Annotated in this window: 29 protein-coding genes; 3 read left to right on the plus strand and 26 right to left on the minus strand. The window is 65.6% G+C overall.

Annotated features, from left to right (window positions below):
- The first annotated feature begins 266 nt into the window (after positions 1-266).
- Positions 267-536: a type II toxin-antitoxin system RelE/ParE family toxin gene (locus ACFPMG_RS33465; protein ID WP_377000269.1), complete on the plus strand. Its 270-nt coding sequence runs from the start codon at positions 267-269 to the stop codon at positions 534-536.
- Between the two features lie 92 nt (positions 537-628).
- Here the strand turns inward: ACFPMG_RS33465 and ACFPMG_RS33470 are convergent, their stop codons facing one another.
- Together ACFPMG_RS33470 and ACFPMG_RS33475 are read right to left on the minus strand one after the other, a co-directional pair.
- Positions 629-1,762 carry a carboxylate-amine ligase gene (locus ACFPMG_RS33470; RefSeq protein ID WP_377000271.1) on the minus strand — a complete coding sequence of 378 codons (1,134 nt, stop codon included), beginning with the start codon at positions 1,760-1,762 and terminating at the stop codon, positions 629-631.
- A gap of 6 nt (positions 1,763-1,768) precedes the next feature.
- Positions 1,769-2,641: an N-formylglutamate amidohydrolase gene (locus ACFPMG_RS33475; protein WP_377000273.1), complete on the minus strand. Its 873-nt coding sequence runs from the start codon at positions 2,639-2,641 to the stop codon at positions 1,769-1,771.
- 186 nt (positions 2,642-2,827) lie between these two features.
- On the opposite strand from ACFPMG_RS33475, the gene ACFPMG_RS33480 reads away from it, so the two are divergent.
- On the plus strand, positions 2,828-3,742 hold the full coding sequence (locus tag ACFPMG_RS33480; RefSeq protein ID WP_377000275.1) for a DMT family transporter: 915 nt from the start codon (positions 2,828-2,830) through the stop codon (positions 3,740-3,742).
- Between the two features lie 109 nt (positions 3,743-3,851).
- Positions 3,852-4,610, plus strand: coding sequence for a FadR/GntR family transcriptional regulator (locus ACFPMG_RS33485; RefSeq protein ID WP_103041394.1), 759 nt, complete (start codon positions 3,852-3,854; stop codon positions 4,608-4,610).
- A 162-nt stretch (positions 4,611-4,772) separates the two neighbouring features.
- Here the strand turns inward: ACFPMG_RS33485 and ACFPMG_RS33490 are convergent, their stop codons facing one another.
- The 24 genes from ACFPMG_RS33490 to ACFPMG_RS33605 all read right to left on the minus strand — a co-directional run.
- The gene (locus ACFPMG_RS33490; RefSeq protein WP_377000277.1) at positions 4,773-5,420 is read right to left on the minus strand and encodes an adenylate kinase; all 648 of its coding nucleotides are present in this window, start codon (positions 5,418-5,420) and stop codon (positions 4,773-4,775) included.
- Positions 5,420-6,760, minus strand: coding sequence for a preprotein translocase subunit SecY (gene secY / locus ACFPMG_RS33495; protein WP_014241020.1), 1,341 nt, complete (start codon positions 6,758-6,760; stop codon positions 5,420-5,422). The genes ACFPMG_RS33490 and secY overlap by 1 nt, the downstream gene beginning before the upstream one ends.
- 118 nt (positions 6,761-6,878) lie before the next feature.
- Complete coding sequence (rplO, locus tag ACFPMG_RS33500; RefSeq protein WP_014241021.1) at positions 6,879-7,364, minus strand: 50S ribosomal protein L15; 486 nt, start codon at positions 7,362-7,364, stop codon at positions 6,879-6,881.
- Positions 7,365-7,368: 4 nt separating this feature from the next.
- Positions 7,369-7,560, minus strand: coding sequence for a 50S ribosomal protein L30 (gene rpmD, locus ACFPMG_RS33505; RefSeq protein ID WP_014241022.1), 192 nt, complete (start codon positions 7,558-7,560; stop codon positions 7,369-7,371).
- 2 nt (positions 7,561-7,562) lie between these two features.
- The gene (gene rpsE / locus ACFPMG_RS33510; RefSeq protein WP_035675037.1) at positions 7,563-8,144 is read right to left on the minus strand and encodes a 30S ribosomal protein S5; all 582 of its coding nucleotides are present in this window, start codon (positions 8,142-8,144) and stop codon (positions 7,563-7,565) included.
- Positions 8,145-8,156: 12 nt separating this feature from the next.
- Positions 8,157-8,519 (minus strand): 50S ribosomal protein L18, encoded by a 363-nt coding sequence (gene rplR, locus ACFPMG_RS33515; protein WP_014241024.1) that lies wholly within the window; start codon positions 8,517-8,519, stop codon positions 8,157-8,159.
- Positions 8,520-8,527: 8 nt separating this feature from the next.
- Positions 8,528-9,061, minus strand: coding sequence for a 50S ribosomal protein L6 (rplF, locus tag ACFPMG_RS33520; RefSeq protein WP_114857557.1), 534 nt, complete (start codon positions 9,059-9,061; stop codon positions 8,528-8,530).
- Between the two features lie 13 nt (positions 9,062-9,074).
- The gene (gene rpsH, locus ACFPMG_RS33525; protein ID WP_035675041.1) at positions 9,075-9,473 is read right to left on the minus strand and encodes a 30S ribosomal protein S8; all 399 of its coding nucleotides are present in this window, start codon (positions 9,471-9,473) and stop codon (positions 9,075-9,077) included.
- A gap of 13 nt (positions 9,474-9,486) precedes the next feature.
- Positions 9,487-9,792 (minus strand): 30S ribosomal protein S14, encoded by a 306-nt coding sequence (gene rpsN / locus ACFPMG_RS33530; RefSeq protein ID WP_038526805.1) that lies wholly within the window; start codon positions 9,790-9,792, stop codon positions 9,487-9,489.
- Between the two features lie 19 nt (positions 9,793-9,811).
- Entirely contained in the window at positions 9,812-10,354 is a 543-nt protein-coding gene (rplE, locus tag ACFPMG_RS33535; RefSeq protein ID WP_035675042.1) for a 50S ribosomal protein L5, read from the minus strand.
- 11 nt (positions 10,355-10,365) lie between these two features.
- Positions 10,366-10,686 carry a 50S ribosomal protein L24 gene (gene rplX, locus ACFPMG_RS33540; protein ID WP_088123921.1) on the minus strand — a complete coding sequence of 107 codons (321 nt, stop codon included), beginning with the start codon at positions 10,684-10,686 and terminating at the stop codon, positions 10,366-10,368.
- A complete protein-coding gene (gene rplN / locus ACFPMG_RS33545; protein ID WP_012973215.1) occupies positions 10,683-11,051 on the minus strand; it encodes a 50S ribosomal protein L14 in 369 nt (122 codons plus the stop codon). The genes rplX and rplN overlap by 4 nt, the downstream gene beginning before the upstream one ends.
- A gap of 17 nt (positions 11,052-11,068) precedes the next feature.
- Positions 11,069-11,323 (minus strand): 30S ribosomal protein S17, encoded by a 255-nt coding sequence (rpsQ, locus tag ACFPMG_RS33550; protein WP_014241029.1) that lies wholly within the window; start codon positions 11,321-11,323, stop codon positions 11,069-11,071.
- Between the two features lie 12 nt (positions 11,324-11,335).
- Positions 11,336-11,542, minus strand: a complete 207-nt coding sequence (gene rpmC / locus ACFPMG_RS33555) for a 50S ribosomal protein L29 (RefSeq protein ID WP_014241030.1) — start codon at positions 11,540-11,542, stop codon at positions 11,336-11,338.
- On the minus strand, positions 11,539-11,970 hold the full coding sequence (gene rplP / locus ACFPMG_RS33560) for a 50S ribosomal protein L16 (protein ID WP_014241031.1): 432 nt from the start codon (positions 11,968-11,970) through the stop codon (positions 11,539-11,541). The genes rpmC and rplP overlap by 4 nt, the downstream gene beginning before the upstream one ends.
- A 15-nt stretch (positions 11,971-11,985) precedes the next feature.
- Complete coding sequence (rpsC, locus tag ACFPMG_RS33565; protein ID WP_014241032.1) at positions 11,986-12,762, minus strand: 30S ribosomal protein S3; 777 nt, start codon at positions 12,760-12,762, stop codon at positions 11,986-11,988.
- A gap of 1 nt (position 12,763) precedes the next feature.
- Positions 12,764-13,159 carry a 50S ribosomal protein L22 gene (rplV, locus tag ACFPMG_RS33570; RefSeq protein WP_014241033.1) on the minus strand — a complete coding sequence of 132 codons (396 nt, stop codon included), beginning with the start codon at positions 13,157-13,159 and terminating at the stop codon, positions 12,764-12,766.
- A gap of 3 nt (positions 13,160-13,162) precedes the next feature.
- Positions 13,163-13,441: a 30S ribosomal protein S19 gene (rpsS, locus tag ACFPMG_RS33575; RefSeq protein WP_014241034.1), complete on the minus strand. Its 279-nt coding sequence runs from the start codon at positions 13,439-13,441 to the stop codon at positions 13,163-13,165.
- 12 nt (positions 13,442-13,453) lie between these two features.
- The gene (rplB, locus tag ACFPMG_RS33580; RefSeq protein WP_014241035.1) at positions 13,454-14,281 is read right to left on the minus strand and encodes a 50S ribosomal protein L2; all 828 of its coding nucleotides are present in this window, start codon (positions 14,279-14,281) and stop codon (positions 13,454-13,456) included.
- A gap of 16 nt (positions 14,282-14,297) precedes the next feature.
- Positions 14,298-14,615 (minus strand): 50S ribosomal protein L23, encoded by a 318-nt coding sequence (locus tag ACFPMG_RS33585; RefSeq protein ID WP_145626348.1) that lies wholly within the window; start codon positions 14,613-14,615, stop codon positions 14,298-14,300.
- Entirely contained in the window at positions 14,612-15,232 is a 621-nt protein-coding gene (rplD, locus tag ACFPMG_RS33590; protein ID WP_041811900.1) for a 50S ribosomal protein L4, read from the minus strand. Before rplD ends, ACFPMG_RS33585 begins: the two co-directional genes overlap by 4 nt.
- Positions 15,233-15,237: 5 nt before the next feature.
- Complete coding sequence (rplC, locus tag ACFPMG_RS33595) at positions 15,238-15,948, minus strand: 50S ribosomal protein L3 (protein WP_035675049.1); 711 nt, start codon at positions 15,946-15,948, stop codon at positions 15,238-15,240.
- 60 nt (positions 15,949-16,008) lie between these two features.
- Complete coding sequence (rpsJ, locus tag ACFPMG_RS33600) at positions 16,009-16,317, minus strand: 30S ribosomal protein S10 (RefSeq protein ID WP_014241039.1); 309 nt, start codon at positions 16,315-16,317, stop codon at positions 16,009-16,011.
- A 456-nt stretch (positions 16,318-16,773) separates the two neighbouring features.
- Positions 16,774-16,919 (minus strand): EF-Tu C-terminal domain-related protein (locus tag ACFPMG_RS33605; RefSeq protein ID WP_465252026.1); only part of this gene is annotated, 146 nt, incomplete at its 5' end.

The following is a 16,919-nucleotide window of genomic DNA, read 5'->3' on the forward strand; positions in this document are numbered from 1 at the left end:
TATGCGGCCACTGGAGCAATTGGGTAGGCTGCTACCGGCGACCACAAAGAGATCTTGCCTCGGAAAACCACGCTCAGGCGCCGCAACGCGCTCCAACCACGCCCTTAATCCATGCGATTCCGCTTCAGGAGAAAAAATTCTTAGAACTAAATTTACACGAATACACGCAGCTCCAGGCGGAGCTCTGATTCAGAGCCTCCGAATTCTCTCGCCGAAATCTGCAAACTTTTACCTTCGCTTATCTACGCGACCTCAAAAAGGAGTAAATGATGAAGCAACTGCCTCCCACTTTCACCAAACAGGCAGAGGAGTCTATGCGCGATGCTGATCCCGAAGCTGCCGGTGAGCTTATTGCTCTTATTCGAAGCCTGACGGATTCGCCTTATCATCCGGACAGCAAACCGCTTCCTCGCGAGATCGGGATGCGCTACCTGCCCTACCCCGTCGACTATCCAAAATACCGAATCGTATATCGTCACGATGGCCCACGCATTCGCGTCGTCAAGGTCGAGACGGTTGAGAGGTTTGTCTGGTAAAATTCAATGCCATCAGAACAGGCCAAGGAAGACGCTTTGCAAAAGGGTATCTTCCTTGGCGTTTTGATCACATAGCAATGTATTTTTTTGATTTAACCGTCCACCCCCACCATCGTCTCCTCAACCAGCCAATCGACCACCTGGGCCAGGGCCTCCCAGCCGGTGGCGCCCTGCTCCAGCGCCTCGCGGTAGATGGCCACCTGCCGGTGGGCGCTGGTGCCGCGGCGGATGATGTCGCGGGCGTTGGCGACCTCCGCCACGCAGTCGAATCGCTCCGCGTCCTCGCGGGTCAGCTCGATCAGTTCCTCCATCAGGTCGGCGTAGGGAACGATGGTGCCGCGCCCGAAATCGACCAGCCCCTCGTCGAGGCCGTAGCGCTGGGCGCGCCAGCGGTTCTCGCCGATCAGCAGGTTCTTGTAGGGCCGCCACGTCACGTTCGTCAGCCGCAGCCGCCACAGCATGCGCAGCAGACAGCGGAACAGCGCCGCCACCGTCACCGCGTCGTCCAGACGGGTGCAGACGTCGGTGATCCGCATCTCCAGCGTCGGGAAACGCTGGGACGGGCGGATGTCCCACCACAGCTTGCTCGCGTCCTCGATGATCCCGGCGTTGACCAGGACGTTCACTTGCTGCTGATACTCGCCGAAGCTCTGGAAGCTGTCGGGCATGCCGGTGCGCGGAAGCTCATTCCACACCGCCAGCCGGTAGGATTTCCGCTGCATGTCCTGCCCCCGCCAGAAGGGCGAGGAGGTGGACAGCGCCAGCAGATGCGGAAGGAAGTAACGGACCTGGTTCATCAGGTCGATGCGCAGATCGTCGTCCTCGATCCCGACATGGACATGCATGCCGCAGATCATCAGCCGCCGCGCCGGAGCCCCCAGGTCGCGGGCCAGCATGTTGTAGCGGTCGCGGTTGGTGTGCTTCTGCGGCTCCCATGCGGCGAAGGGATGGGTGGAGGCGGCGATGGGCGCCAGATTGTGGGCGCGCGCCACCCCGGCCACCGTCGCGCGCAGCCGCGCCAGTTCCGCCCGCGCCTCCTTCAGGTCGGAACAGACCGGCGTGCCGACTTCGATCTGGCAGCGCAGGAATTCCGGATGGATCTGGCCCGGCGCCTGCTCCTGGCAGGCCGCCAGCATCTCGTCCGGCGGGTTGCGCGCGATGTCCCGCGAGTTGCGGTCCACCAGCAGATACTCTTCCTCAAGCCCCAGCGTGAAGGCCGGCTCCATGAACGCTCACTCCCGCGGGAACAGTTTGATTTGATAGAGGCCGGGGTCGGCCAGAATCGGCTCCAGCGCATCGCCGAGCACCGTCGCCCACAGCTCCGCCCCCTCCGGCGTGGCGATCAGGTCCTGGCGCACCTCGACCAGGACGTTGGGCAGCCCGGCGGGGGTCGCGTGGCTTTCCACCGTGCCGCCCAGGGTGGTCCGGCCCGAATAGGGCTCGTTGTCGCCGACGCACCAGCGCCCGTCGGCGCGCAGCCGTGCGATCATCGGCATCGGGATGCGCGGGTCGTGGTCCCAGAGGATGCCGACGTGCCAGGGCCGGGCGACGCCACGCATGGCGGGCGTGAAGCTGTGGATCGACAGCAGCACCGGCACCTGCCCGCGCTCGCGCCGCCGGGCGACCTCGGCGGCGACGGCCTCATGATAGGGCCGGAAGATGGCGTCGATCCGGCGCTCCTCCTCGGCGCGGTCCAGGGCACGGTTGCCGGGGATCACCACGTCGTCGCTGACCACCGGGATCGCCGTGGGATCGTCCAGCGCACGGTTCGGGTCGATCACCAGCCGGGAATAGCCGGACAGCACCGCCGTCGCGCCGAACCGCTCCGACAGCCGCCGCGTCACCTCCGCCGCACCGATGTCATAGGCGATGTGCCGGCACAGATTCACCTCATCCAGCCCCAGCGTCCCCAGCGCCTTGGGGATGGCGCGCGAGGCGTGGTCGCACAGCAGCAGGACCGGGCTTTCCGACTCCGGGCGCAGCACGGTGACCGGCGGCGGATCGTCGGGACCCAGCAACGGTGGGGCCGGCCCGGCGCGGGGCGGCGACGGCAGGGTCACCGGTCGGGGATGTTCGGCGGGCTTGCAGGGGGATCGCTGCGTCATGATGGCACAGTATTGCAGGGTCTCGGTCGCAGCGGAAGTTCCCGCCGGCTGGTCCCCAAGGCAACGGTCCGGACGCGCGGATGATCCCACCGGCGGGACGATGTCCCACAATCCGGGCCTTCCGCAGGTGAGCCATGCGGCGGGGGGACGTGGCGCCCGCAGGTTGCGTCCGTTATAACGGACGCCATGCCGGACGCCAGCACCCTCGCCCCCGTCGCGCGCGTCGACTCCGCGCAGCGGATCGCGCTGATCGCCCTTCTGACCGGGGCGCTGGGAATCGCCTTCGCCCCGATCTTCGTGCGCCTGTCCGAACTGGGACCGAGCGCCACCGCCTTCTGGCGGCTGGCCTTCGCCATCCCCGCCCTGTGGGTCTGGATGGCCATGGAGCCGAAGGGCGGCGCGCGCTCTCGCAAACCGTCGTCGCTCAACGACTACGCCCGGCTGAGCGCCGCCGGACTGTTCTTCGCGGGCGATCTCGCCATCTGGCACTGGTCGATCCGCTACACCTCGGTCGCCAACTCCACGCTGCTCGCCAACTTCGCGCCGATCTTCGTGACGCTGGTGTCCTGGCTGGTGTTCAAGGAGCGGTTCAGCCGGACCTTCCTCACCGGGCTGGCGCTGGCGCTGTGCGGCGCCATCATCCTGATGGGGCAGAGCCTGCAGCTGAGCCCCGACCATCTGTTCGGCGACGCCCTGGGGCTGCTGACCGCGGTGTTCTACAGCGGCTACTTCCTGATGGTCGGCCGTCTGCGGGCGGAGTTCTCCACCGCCACCATCATGACCTGGAGCGGCGTGGTCACCGGCCTCGCCCTGCTGCCCGTCGCCCTGCTGTCGGGGGAGAGCCTGATTGCCGGCTCGCTCGGCGGCTGGGGCGTGCTGCTGGGGCTCGCCCTGGTCAGCCACGCCGGCGGCCAGAGCCTGATCGCCTACGCGCTGGCCCATCTGCCCGCCGCCTTCTCCTCCGTCAGCCTGCTGCTCCAGCCGGCAGCGGCGGCGGTGCTGGCCTGGGCGCTGCTCGCCGAACCGCTCGGCGCGTTCCAGGCGGTCGGCGGCGCCGTGGTGCTGGCGGGAATCTTAGTGGCGCGGCGCGGGAGCCGATGAAACGCCACGGCCGACGCGGACCATACGCCGCCGTCCGGATGCGAGTTGACGTGATTTGCCCGACTCGGGTACGACCTATGACCGATTGCTGATGAAAGGGCATGCCACCGTGTCCGACACCGAAGAACCCCACCACGTACCGGCCTCCTCCCAGCGCATTTCCGAATGGGTGGCGGAGCGGATTCTCGAACGGATCGCCCGCGGCGAACTCGTTCCGGGAGAACGTCTGCCCGGCGAGCGCCAGCTCGCGGAGCAGCTCCATGTCAGCCGGGTGTCGGTGCGCGCGGCCCTGCAGAAGCTGAAGACGCAGGGCTTCCTGACCGCCGTGCAGGGCGGCGGCACGCGCGTGGTGTCCTCCGCGGGCGCCATGGACGGCGCCCTGACCGAGATGGTCCGCGTGAAGCACGCCAACCTCTGCGACCTCGTGGAGATCCGGCAGGCCCTGGAAAGCTGGGCGGCCCGGCGCGCCACCGAGCGCGCGACCCAGGAACAGATCGACCACATCGGGCGGGTCCTCGCCGCGATGGGCGAGACGGGCCGCGACGGCAAGCAGGCCGCTGACGACATGGACTTCCACCTCGCCGTCGCCCAGGCGGCGGGAAGCCCGGTCTATCTGCACCTGCTGGCGACCATCCGCGATATCCTCGGCCAGATGATGGAATACCATCACACCGAGCCCTTCGCGCTGGGCCGCGAGGCGCTGATGATCGACCATCACCGCGCCATCTACGACGCCATCCGGCGCCGTGACGCCGACGCCGCCGCCGTTGCGGCCACCGATCACCTCGGCTGGGTGCTCGACCGCTACAACGATCTGAGCCGCAAAGCGGAAGACCTCTCGCGCCCCGACACCGACGCCGCTCCGTAAAGAGGGACAGCGCCTTTGGGAGGATCTCCCTCCCCGCCTCATCGTCCCGGAATAGAAAAAGCCGCGAGGATCCGAAGATCCTCGCGGCTTTTCTTTTCAGCCGATCATGGCGATCCCAGTCGCGGCGATCCCAGTCGCGGCGATCCCAGTCAGGCGGCCCGGTCAGGCCGCCAGGATGCCCTCGATCTGCTTGGTCACGTCGTCGATCTCGGCCATGCCGTCCACCGTCTTCAGAACGCCGCGGCTCTGATAATACGGCAGGATCGGCGCGGTCTGCTCGTGGTACTGGGCGAGGCGGGTCTTCACCGTGTCGGCGTTGTCGTCGGCCCGGCGCTTGAACTCCGTGCTGCCGCAGGCATCGCAGACGCCCTCAACCTTCGGCTTTTCGAAGACGTCGTGATAGCCCTTGCCGCACTTGGCGCAGGTGTAACGACCGGTGATGCGCTCCACCAGGATGTCGTCCACGACCTTCATCTCGATCACGTGATCGAGCTTCAGGCCCTTGTCCGACAGCATGGTGTCCAGCGCCTCGGCCTGGGCGACGGTGCGCGGGAAACCATCGAGGATGAAGCCGTTGGCCACATCCGGCTTGGAAATGCGCTCAGCGATGATTTTGACCATCAGCTCGTCCGGCATCAATTTGCCGGCGGACATGATGTCCTTCGCCTGCTGCCCAAGCGGACCACCCTCGGCGACCATCGCGCGGAGCATATCGCCCGTGGAAAGCTGGACGAGCCCGCGCGTGTCTTCGAGACGCCGCGCCTGGGTCCCCTTCCCGGCGCCCGGCGGTCCGAGCAGAATGAGATTCATTACTTTCTCCCCCGAAGCTTCGCTTTTTTAATCAGCCCCTCATACTGGTGGGCCAGCAGATGGGAATGAATCTGCGCAACCGTGTCCATCGTCACCGTGACCACGATCAGCAGGCTGGTGCCGCCAAAATAGAACGGAACCGAATGCTGGGAAATCAGGATTTCGGGGAGGAGACAAACCGCCACAAGGTAGGCCGAACCGATCACCGTCAACCGGGTCAGCACGTAGTCGATGTAGTCCGCGGTGTTCTTGCCCGGACGGATGCCAGGAATGAAGCCGCCATACTTACGCAGGTTCTCGGCCGTGTCCGCGGGGTTGAAGACGATGGCCGTGTAGAAGAAGCAGAAGAAGATGATCAGCGCCGAATACAGGATCATGTAGAGCGGCGTGCCGTGCGCCAGATAGCGCGTGACGGTCTGCAGCCACTCCGGACCCTCGCCGCCGGCGAAGCCGACCGCGGTCAGCGGCAGAAGCAGCAGCGACGACGCGAAGATCGGCGGGATGACGCCCGAGGTGTTCAGCTTCAGCGGCAGGTGCGACGCTTCGCCGCCGAACACGCGGTTGCCCATCTGCCGCTTCGGATACTGGATCAACAGACGGCGCTGCGCGCGCTCCATGAACACGATGAAGAACACGACGCCCACCGCCATCAGCAGCAGGAAGACGATGAACAGCGTGGACAGAGCGCCGGTGCGGCCCAGCTCCAGCGTGCTGACGAGAGCGCGCGGCAGCTCGGCGACGATGCCGGCGAAGATGATGAGGGAGATGCCGTTGCCGATGCCGCGGGCGGTGATCTGCTCGCCCAGCCACATCAGGAACATGGTGCCGCCGACCAGCGTGATGACCGTGGCGATCTTGAAGAACAGCCCCGGCTCGGGAACCGCGGCGCCGGATGCGCCGGTCATCGCCTCGAGCCCAACCGCCAAACCCCAGGCCTGCACGGTCGCCAGCAGCACCGTGCCGTAGCGGGTGTACTGGTTCAGCTTCTTGCGGCCCGACTCGCCCTCCTTCTTCAGCGCTTCCATCTGCGGCGACACCGCGGTCAGGAGCTGCACGATGATGGAGGCCGAAATGTACGGCATGATGTTGAGCGCGAAGATCGTCATGCGGTGCAGCGCGCCGCCGGCCAGCATGTCGAACATGCCCAGGATGCCCCCGCCCTGCTGCCGGAAAATATCGGCCAGGATCTGCGGGTTGACGCCCGGAATCGGGATGTAGGTGCCCAGGCGGTAGATGATCAAGGCACCAAGGGTGAACCAGATCCGCTTCTTCAGCTCGGTCGCCTTGGAGAAGGCACCGAAATTAATGTTCGCGGCAAGCTGCTCGGCCGCTGATGCCATGGGTCGTATCCCTGTCCCTAATGCACGAACGGGGCGGTCCTGCAGGATGCAGGCCGCCCCTCGCAACTTCGCTTCATTTAGTGCCGGAAGATGCCCGCGCGCAAGCGCGGGCTTCCGATCACTCGGCGGCTTCGGCGGCGGACGCGGTCAGCGTGACGCTGCCACCCGCCTTCTCGACCGCTTCCACAGCCGACTTGGAGGCGCCGGCCACGGTGAAGCTGGCCTTCGTCGTCAGGGCGCCCTTGCCCAGCAGACGGATGCCGTCCTTCTTCACCTTGCCGGTGACGCCCGCCGCTTCCAGGGCCACCGCATCGATGGTCTGGCTGGCGTCGAGCTTGCCGGCGTCGATGAACTTCTGGACCAGGCCCAGGTTCACGACCGAGTATTCCTTCGCGAAGATGTTGCGGAAACCGCGCTTCGGAAGGCGGCGGTGAAGGGGCATCTGGCCGCCTTCAAAGCCGTTGATGGCCACGCCGGTGCGCGAGGTCTGACCCTTGACGCCACGGCCGCCGGTCTTGCCCTTGCCCGAACCGATACCGCGGCCGACGCGCATGCGCTCCTTACGGGCACCGGGGTTGTCCCGGAGATCGTTCAGCTTCGTCATGGGTTCAGCCCTCGTTCTCGACGCGGACCAGGTGCGCGACCTTGGCGATCATGCCCCGCACGGCCGGAGTGTCCTCCAGTTCGCGGGTCCGGTGCAGCTTGTTGAGACCCAGACCGACCAGCGTCTCGCGCTGGTCGTGCTTACGACCGATCGGGCTGCCGGTCTGGGTGACGATGACGGTCTTCTTCTCGGCCATGATCAAGCCTCCTGCGCACCGGCGGCGCCGGTTTCACGCTTGCCGAGGATGTCGCTTACGCGACGGCCGCGACGAGCGGCGACGCTGCGCGGGCTGGAAACCTGCGACAGGGCGTCGAAGGTCGCCTTGATCATGTTGTGCGGGTTCGAGGTGCCGATGGACTTCGTCACCACGTCCTGCACACCCAGCGCCTCGAAGATCGCGCGCATCGGACCGCCGGCGATGATGCCGGTACCGGCCGGAGCGGTGCGCAGCACGACCTTGCCGGCACCGAAGTGACCGTTGGAGTCGTGGTGCAGCGTGCGGCCTTCGCGGAGCGGAACGCGGATCATGCCGCGCTTCGCCTGGTCGGTCGCCTTGCGGATCGCCTCCGGCACCTCACGGGCCTTGCCCGATCCGACGCCGACGCGGCCCTTGCCGTCACCGACCACCACCAGGGCGGCGAAGCCGAAGCGACGGCCGCCCTTCACAACCTTGGCGACGCGGTTGATGCCGACGAGCTTTTCGATCAGCTCGCTCTCTTCCCGGTCGCGATCGCGCGGCTGCCGATCACGGTCGCTCCGCTCGCCTCTTTCACGTGCCATTTCGGAGCCTCCTTAGAACGACAGCCCGCCCTCGCGGGCGGCGTCAGCCAGGGCCTTGACCCGGCCGTGGTAAATGTAGCCACCACGGTCGAACACGACCTCGGTGACGCCCGCCGCCTTGGCGCGCTCGGCGATGAGCGCGCCGATCTTCTGGGCGGCTTCGACGTTCCCACCGTGCTTGAGCTGCTCGCGCAGCTCCTTTTCCACGGACGAGGCCGAGGCGACCGTGCGGCCGTTCTCGTCGTCGATGATCTGGGCGTAGATGTGCAGATTGGACCGGAAAACCGAGAGGCGAGCCCGCCCGCCGGCCTTCTTGGCAATCTGCGCGCGCACGCGCTGCTTGCGGCGCTCGTGGAGTTGCTTTGGCTTGAGCATGGCGGACCTTACTTCTTCTTGCCTTCCTTGCGGATGATCGTCTCGGTGTCGTACTTGATGCCCTTGCCCTTATAGGGCTCCGGCTTCTTCCAACCGCGGATCTCCGCGGCCACCTGACCGACCTTCTGCTTGTCGAAGCCCGACACCGAGATCGCGGTGGGCTTGTCACACTTGATGGTGATGCCCTCCGGGATCGGGTACTTGACGTCGTGCGAGTAGCCGAGCTGCATGACCAGCTCCTTGCCCTGCACGGCGGCACGGTAACCGACGCCGTTGATCTCGAGGTTGATGGTGAAGCCCTGGTTGACGCCCGTGACCATGTTGTTGATCAGGGTGCGCGAGGTTGCCCACATGATGCGGGCGCGCTTGCTGTCGTTCGCCGGGGCCACCACGACCTTGCCGTCTTCCAGCTTGGCCGTGATGTCGTCGATGAGGGTCAGGCTGAGCGAACCCAGCTTGCCCTTGGCCGACACCTGCTGGCCGTTGACGGAGACGTCAACACCAGCCGGAACCGGCACGGGATGCTTTCCAATGCGCGACATCGAAGGGTCCCCCTTAGAACACGCGGCAGAGGACTTCACCGCCGACGTTGGCGGCGCGGGCCTCATTGTCCGACATCACGCCGCGCGGCGTGGAGAGGATCGCGATGCCGAGGCCATTGAAGACGCGGGGCAGATCGGTGATCTTCGAATAAACGCGGCGGCCGGGCTTCGACACGCGGGCGATCTGCTTAATGACAGGCTCGCCTTCGTGATACTTCAGCTCGATCTTCAGGTTCTTGATGCCGGGGCGCAGCTCCTCCTCGGAGTAGCCGCGGATGTAACCCTCGCGCTTGAGAACCTCAAGCACGTTGCTGCGCAGCTTCGACGCCGGGCTCTGCACAACAGACATACGGGCGTGCTGACCGTTGCGGATGCGGGTCAGCATATCGCCGAGCGGATCGCTCAAAGACATTCTCCGACCCTCCTTACCAGCTCGACTTCACCATCCCCGGGATCTGGCCGGTCGAGGCCAGTTCGCGGAGGGTGACGCGGGACAGCTTAAACTTGCGATAGAACGCCCGCGGACGGCCGGTCATTTCGCAGCGGTTGCGGATGCGCACCTTCGACGAGTTGCGCGGCAGTTCGGCCAGCTTAAGGCGGGCGGCGAACTGCTCTTCCGGCGGGAGGGAGCGATCGGAGGCGATGGCCTTCAGGCGGGCACGCTTGTTGGCGAACTGCTTCACCAGCTTGGTGCGACGCTTGTTCTTCTCGATGGCACTGGTCTTAGCCATGGGGTCGTGCTCCAGCCAATCAGGCCACAAACGGCATGTCGAAGGCCTTCAGGAGAGCCTTGGCCTCCTTGTCGGTCTTCGCCGAGGTGACGAAAATGATGTCCATGCCGCGGATCTGATCGATCTTGTCGTAGTCGATCTCCGGGAAAATGATCTGCTCCTTCACGCCCATGGCATAGTTGCCACGGCCGTCGAAGCTGTTGCCGGGGATGCCGCGGAAGTCGCGGACACGCGGCAACGCGATCGTGACCAGGCGATCCAGGAACTCGTACATCCGCTCACGGCGGAGCGTGACCTTGCACCCGATCGCCATGCCCTCACGCAGCTTGAACTGCGCGATCGACTTGCGGGACTTCGTGACGATCGGCTTCTGGCCGCTGATCGCCGTCAGTTCGCTCACCGCATTCTGGATCTTCTTGGAGTCGCCGACAGCCTCGCCGACACCCATGTTGATGACGATCTTCTCGATCCGCGGAACTTCCATGTCGTTCGCGTAGCCGAACTCAGCCTTGAGCGCGGCGCGGATCTTGGAGTCGTACACTTCCTTCAAACGTGCAGCCATTGGTCCGGTCCTCACACGTCGATGACTTCGCCGGACCGCTTGGCGACACGCACCTTGCGGCCATCCTCAAGGACTTTGAAACCGACGCGGGTCGGCTTGCCGTCCTTGGGGTCGACATGAGCAACGTTCGAGACGTTGATGGGCGCCTCGAATTCAACGATGCCGCCCTGCGAGGTGGCGCTCGGACGCTGGTGCTTCTTCACCACGTTCACGCCCTGCACGACGACACGGTTTTCCGCCGGGATGACCTTGAGGACCTCACCGGTCTTGCCCTTGTCCTTGCCGGCAAGGATGACGACCTTGTCCTTGGTCTTGATCTTCGCGGCCATCACAGCACCTCCGGCGCCAGCGAGATGATCTTCATGAACTTCTTGCCGCGAAGCTCACGAGTGACCGGCCCGAAGATACGCGTGCCGATCGGCTCGCCCTGCTTGTTGATCAGCACGGCGGCATTGCGGTCGAAACGGATCGCGGACCCGTCCTCCCGGCGCAGTTCCTTCGCGGTGCGGACGATGACGGCGCGATGCACGTCGCCCTTCTTGACGCGACCCTTCGGAATGGCCTCCTTGACCGAGACGACGATGACGTCGCCGACGGTGGCCACCTTCCGCTTGGACCCGCCAAGCACCTTGATGCACTGCACCCGGCGCGCCCCGCTATTGTCGGCGACTTCCAGGTTGGTTTGCATCTGGATCATGGTTTGTACCCTTCCGTTTACGCGGCGCCGCTAACGGCGGCGGACTCAAGCACGACCGTCCAGCGCTTGCGCTTGGAGATCGGGCGGCATTCGATGATCGAAACGGTATCGCCGACCTTGAACTGGTTGCCCTCGTCGTGGGCGGCGTACTTCTTCGACTGACGAATGAACTTCTTGTACACGGGGTGCATGACGCGGCGCTCGACCAGGACGATAACCGTCTTGTCGCCCTTGTCGCTGACCACCGTGCCCTGCAGAACGCGGCGAGGCATAGGTAGCCCTCCTTACTTGCCGGCTTCGGCCGAGCGCGAACGCTCGCCGAGGATCGTCTTGATGCGCGCGATGTCGCGACGCACCACTCGCACCCGCGCGGTGTTCTCCAGCTGGCCGGAGGCCCGCTGGAAACGCAGGTTGAACTGTTCCTTTTTGAGCTGGAGGAGCTGATCGTTCAGCTCCTCGGTGCTCTTCGCACGAACGTCGACGGACTTCATGCCGCCACCTCCTCACCGCCGCCGAGGCGGGTCACCAGCTTGGTCTTGATCGGCAGCTTGGCGGCCGCCAGGGCGAACGCCTGCTTTGCCACATCCGCGGGCACGCCGTCCAGCTCAAACAGGATGCGGCCGGGATGAACGCGGGCCGCCCAGTACTCGGGCGTGCCCTTACCGGAACCCATGCGGACTTCGGCGGGCTTGGTGGAGACCGGCAGGTCCGGGAACACGCGGATCCACACGCGGCCCTGACGCTTCATGGCGCGGGTGATCGCGCGGCGGGCCGCCTCGATCTGGCGGGCCGTGATGCGCTCCGGCTCCAGGGCCTTGAGGCCGAAGGAGCCGAAGTTCAGCTGGGTGCCGCCCTTCGCGTTGCCGTGGATGCGGCCCTTGTGGGCCTTGCGGTACTTGGTACGCTTCGGAGAAAGCATCGCTCGTGCCCCTTACTAGCGGTCAGCCCGCTCGGAGCGGTCACGGTCGCCGCGACCACGGCCCCCACGCTCCTCACGGTCACCACGCTCGCGACGCTCGCGCCGCGGCTCGCCATCGGTCGACACCGGCTCGGTGCCCATGCGCTTGTCCTGCGCCATCGGGTCGTGCGCCATGATCTCGCCCTTGAAGACCCACACCTTGACACCGCAGGTGCCGTAGGTGGTCTTCGCGGTCGCGGTGCCGTAGTCGATGTCCGCACGCAGGGTGTGCAGCGGAACGCGGCCCTCGCGGTACCACTCCAGGCGGGCGATCTCGGCGCCGCCGAGACGACCGGAGCAGTTGATCCGGATGCCCTGGGCGCCCAGGCGCATGGCCGACTGGACCGCGCGCTTCATGGCGCGGCGGAAGGCGACACGGCGCTCGAGCTGGTTGGAGATGTTCTCGGCGATGAGCTTGGCATCGATCTCCGGCTTGCGGATCTCGATGATGTTCAGGCTCACCTCGCCGCCGGCCATCTTCGACAGCTCGGTGCGCAGCTTCTCGATGTCCGCGCCCTTCTTGCCGATCACCACGCCCGGACGGGCCGAGTGGATGGTGACGCGGGCCTTCTTGGCCGGACGCTCGATGATGACGCGCGAGCAGCCGGCCTGCTGCAGGCGACCCTGCAGGTAGCCGCGCAGCTTCAGGTCCTGGTGCAGCAGGTTGGCGTAGTCGCGCTTGGCGAACCAACGGCTGTCCCAGGTCCGGTTGATGCCGAGGCGCAGCCCGATCGGATTGACTTTCTGACCCATCTTACTCGGCCCCTTCGGCAGCGGCGGCGTCGCGCTCACGCACGATGATCGTCAGGTTGGAGAACAGCTTCTCGACCCGCGCGCCGCGCCCACGGGCACGGGCGTGGAAGCGCTTCATCACCAGGGCGCGGCCGACCGTCGCCGAGGAGACGTACAGGCGGTCCACATCGAGCTGATGGTTGTTCTCGGCGTTGGCGATCGCGGCCTGGAGGACCTTCTTCACCTCGCCGGCGATGCGGCGCTTGGAGAAGGTCAGCTCGGCCACGGCGCTGCTGGCATCCTTGTTCCGGATGAGCTGGGCGACGAGGTTCAGCTTGCGCGGGCTGGTGCGGATCATCGGATTGGAGGCGATGGCCTCGTTCTCCGCGATACGGCTGGGGTTGGAGGGCTTGCCCATGGCTTACTTCCTCTTCGCCTTCTTGTCCGCCGCGTGCCCGTAGAAGGTGCGCGTCGGAGCGAACTCACCGAACTTGTGGCCGATCATGTTCTCGGTCACCAGAACCGGCAGGAACTTGTGGCCATTGTACACGCCGAACGTGAGACCCACGAACTGCGGCAGGATCGTCGAGCGACGCGACCAGATCTTGATGATCTCGTTGCGGCCCGAGGCCCGCGACTTGTCCGCCTTCTTGAGCAGGTAGCCGTCGACGAACGGGCCCTTCCAAACGGAGCGTGCCATCGTCCGCCCTCCTTACTTCGAATGACGGCGGCGCAGGATCAGGCCATCCGTCTTCTTGTTGTGACGAGTCTTCTTGCCCTTGGTCGGCTTGCCCCACGGCGTGACCGGATGACGGCCACCCGAGGTGCGGCCTTCACCACCACCGTGCGGGTGGTCGATCGGGTTCATGGCGACACCACGGACGGACGGACGGATGCCCAGCCAACGGCTGCGACCGGCCTTGCCCTTGTTGGTGTTCATGTTGTCCGGGTTCGACACGGCACCCAGGGTGGCCATGCAGTCGCCGCGGACCACGCGAAGCTCGCCCGAGGGCAGCTTCAGCTGGGCGTAGCCGCCGTCGCGGCCGACCAGCTGCAGGTAGGTGCCGGCCGAACGGGCCAGCTGACCACCCTTGCCGGGCTTCAGCTCGACGTTGTGCAGCACCGAACCGACCGGGATGTTCTTCAGCGGCATGGCGTTGCCGGGCTTCACATCCACCTTCTCGCCGGCGATCACCGTGTCGCCCACCTTCAGGCGCTGCGGCGCCAGAATGTAGGACATGGTGCCGTCCTCATACTTGATGAGGGCGATGAAAGCCGTGCGGTTCGGATCGTACTCCAGGCGCTCGACGGTCGCCGGGACGTTGAACTTGCGGCGCTTGAAGTCCACCAGACGGTAGACGCGCTTGTGACCGCCACCCATCCGGCGCGCGGTGATGCGGCCGGTGTTGTTGCGGCCGCCGGACTTGGTCAGGCCCTCGGTGAGGGTCTTGACCGGCTTGCCCTTCCACAGCTCCGAGCGGTCGACGATGACCAGCTGGCGGAGCGACGGCGTAATTGGGCGATATTGCTTCAGAGCCATCGGATCACACTCCCGCTCAGATGCCCGTAGTCACGTCGATCTTGTTCCCCTCGGCGAGGGTCACGACGGCCTTCTTGAAGTCCGAGCGACGGCCGATGGTGCCGCGGAAGCGCTTGGTCTTGCCCTTGGAAACCAGGGTGTTGACCGCCGTCACCTTCACGTTGAACAGCCCCTCGACCGCCGACTTGATCTCCGGCTTGGTCGCCGACAGCGGCACGCGGAACGTCACCTGATTGTGCTCCGACGCCATCGTCGACTTCTCGGTGATCACCGGAGCCAGGATGAGGTCGTACATCCGCTCCTGGCTCACCGCAGGTTTCGACTGCTTGCTCATTTCAGGCGAGCCTCCAGCTGCTCGACCGCGTTGCGGGTCAGGACCAGCGTATCGCGGCGAAGAATGTCGTAGACGTTGGCGCCCTGCTCCGGCAGCACGTCGATCAGCGGGATGTTGCGCGAGGCCCGAGCGAAGTTCTCGTTCAGGTTGGCGCCATCGATGATCAGAGCCGAGGTCAGGCCGAGCGAAGCGAGACGGACAGCCAGTTCCTTGGTCTTGTGGCTCTCGGCCGAAGCGGCGTCGAGGACCAGGAGCTTGCCTTCCGCGGCCTTGGTGGACAGCGCGGTCTTCAGGGCCAGCTTGCGGACCTTCTTGGTCAGGTCGTGCTCGTGCGAGCGGACGACCGGGCCGAAGATGGTCGCGCCGCCACGGAACTGGGCGGAGCGCATGGAGCCCTGACGGGCGCGGCCGGTGCCCTTCTGGCGGTACGGCTTCTTGCCGGTGCCGGAGATCTCGCTGATCGTCTTGGTCTTGTGCGTACCGGCGCGGCGCTTGGCCAGCTGCCAGTTGACCATGCGGGCGAGGATGTCCGTGCGGGACGGCAGGCCGAAGATCTCGTCAGCCAGCTCGATCTCGCCGACGGTCTCGTTGTTCAGGTTCTTAATGGTCGCCTTCATGGCCATCACTCCTGCGGCTCGGCGGCGGCTTCAGCGGCCGGCGCAGCCTTGATCCCGGCGGGGAACGGCAGACCTTCCGGAGCCTTCTTCTTCACCGCGTCGCGGATGCGGAGCCAAGCCCCCTCGGCGCCCGGAACGGCACCCTTGAGGAAGATCAGACCGCGGTCCTCATCGACCGACACGACCTTCAGGTTCAGAACCGTGACCTTCTCGTCGCCGAGATGACCGGCCATCTTCTTGTTCTTGAAGACCTTGCCGGGGTCCTGGCGGTTACCCGTCGAACCGTGCGAGCGGTGCGACACCGACACGCCGTGCGTCGCGCGCAGGCCACCGAAGTTCCAGCGCTTCATCGGACCGGCGAAGCCCTTACCGATGGAAGTGCCGGTGACGTCGACGAACTGGCCCGGGAGGAAATGCGCAGCCGAGAGCTCGGCGCCGACCTCGATCAGCGCGTCGGCATCGACGCGGAACTCGACCAGCTTGCGCTTGGGCTCGACGCGCGCCTTGGCGAAATGCCCGCGCTGCGGCTTCGTGACGTTCTTCACCTTGATGGCGCCTGCGCCGAGCTGGACGGCGGTGTAGCCATCCTTGTCCTCGGTGCGGACGGCGACGACCTGGCAGCTGTCGACTTTCAGCACAGTCACCGGCACGTGCTGCCCGTCGTCCGTGAAGACGCGGGTCATGCCGACTTTCTGCGCGATCAAACCGGATCGCATTGTTCTTTATCTCCTGACCAGGGACATCCTCAGAGGGAGAGGTCCCTCAACAGCAACGAATTAGAGCTTGATCTCGACGTCCACACCGGCAGCGAGGTCGAGCTTCATCAGCGCGTCCACCGTCTGCGGCGTCGGATCGACGATGTCGAGCAGACGCTTGTGGGTGCGGATTTCGAACTGCTCGCGCGACTTCTTGTCGACGTGCGGCGAGCGGTTCACCGTAAACTTCTCGATCTGCGTCGGCAGCGGGATCGGCCCCCGCACCCGAGCACCGGTCCGCTTGGCGGTGTTGACGATCTCGCTGGTCGACTGGTCGAGCACGCGATGATCGAACGCCTTCAAGCGGATGCGGATGTTCTGGCTGTCCATGTCCAAACGTCCCTTGCACCTCGTTTCGGTGACGCGACTGCGCCACCGGCACCCCAAAATCTGTCCCCCGGGGACCCGCGGCGGCAGGCGAACCTGCGCCGGCTCACCGAAGCGGTGGGCGGCGGTTCGTCTGTCCGATCTGACGGCCGATACGAAAAAGAACATCCCCCGCATCGCAATGCGGATGGATGTTCCTGGCAGCAACCGGTGCAAGTGGAGCTTGCGGTGCCGTTCGTGATCGGGCTGCGTCTAGGCCGGACGTGCCTACTACCAACCCAAATTCCAGAGGGCGTAACGTGTATGCCCTAGGCGCCCCGGTGTCAACCCACATTTTCCCCCTTGTGACAGGAGGGTGACGGGATCGGCCCGGTTCGGCGCGTCACGCCGCATTTTCGCGGATCGGTCATGCAAAAGGGGGCCGACCCGCAGGCCGGCCCCCCTTCGCAAAAGACGATCTTACTTGATGATCGAGGCGACGACGCCGGCGCCGACGGTGCGGCCACCCTCGCGGATGGCGAAGCGCAGGCCCTCGTCCATGGCGATCGGAGCGATCAGCTCGACTTCCATGGAGATGTTGTCGCCCGGCATCACCATCTCGGTGC

The sequence above is a fragment of the Azospirillum himalayense genome (assembly GCF_042657465.1).
GTDB lineage: Bacteria > Pseudomonadota > Alphaproteobacteria > Azospirillales > Azospirillaceae > Azospirillum > Azospirillum himalayense.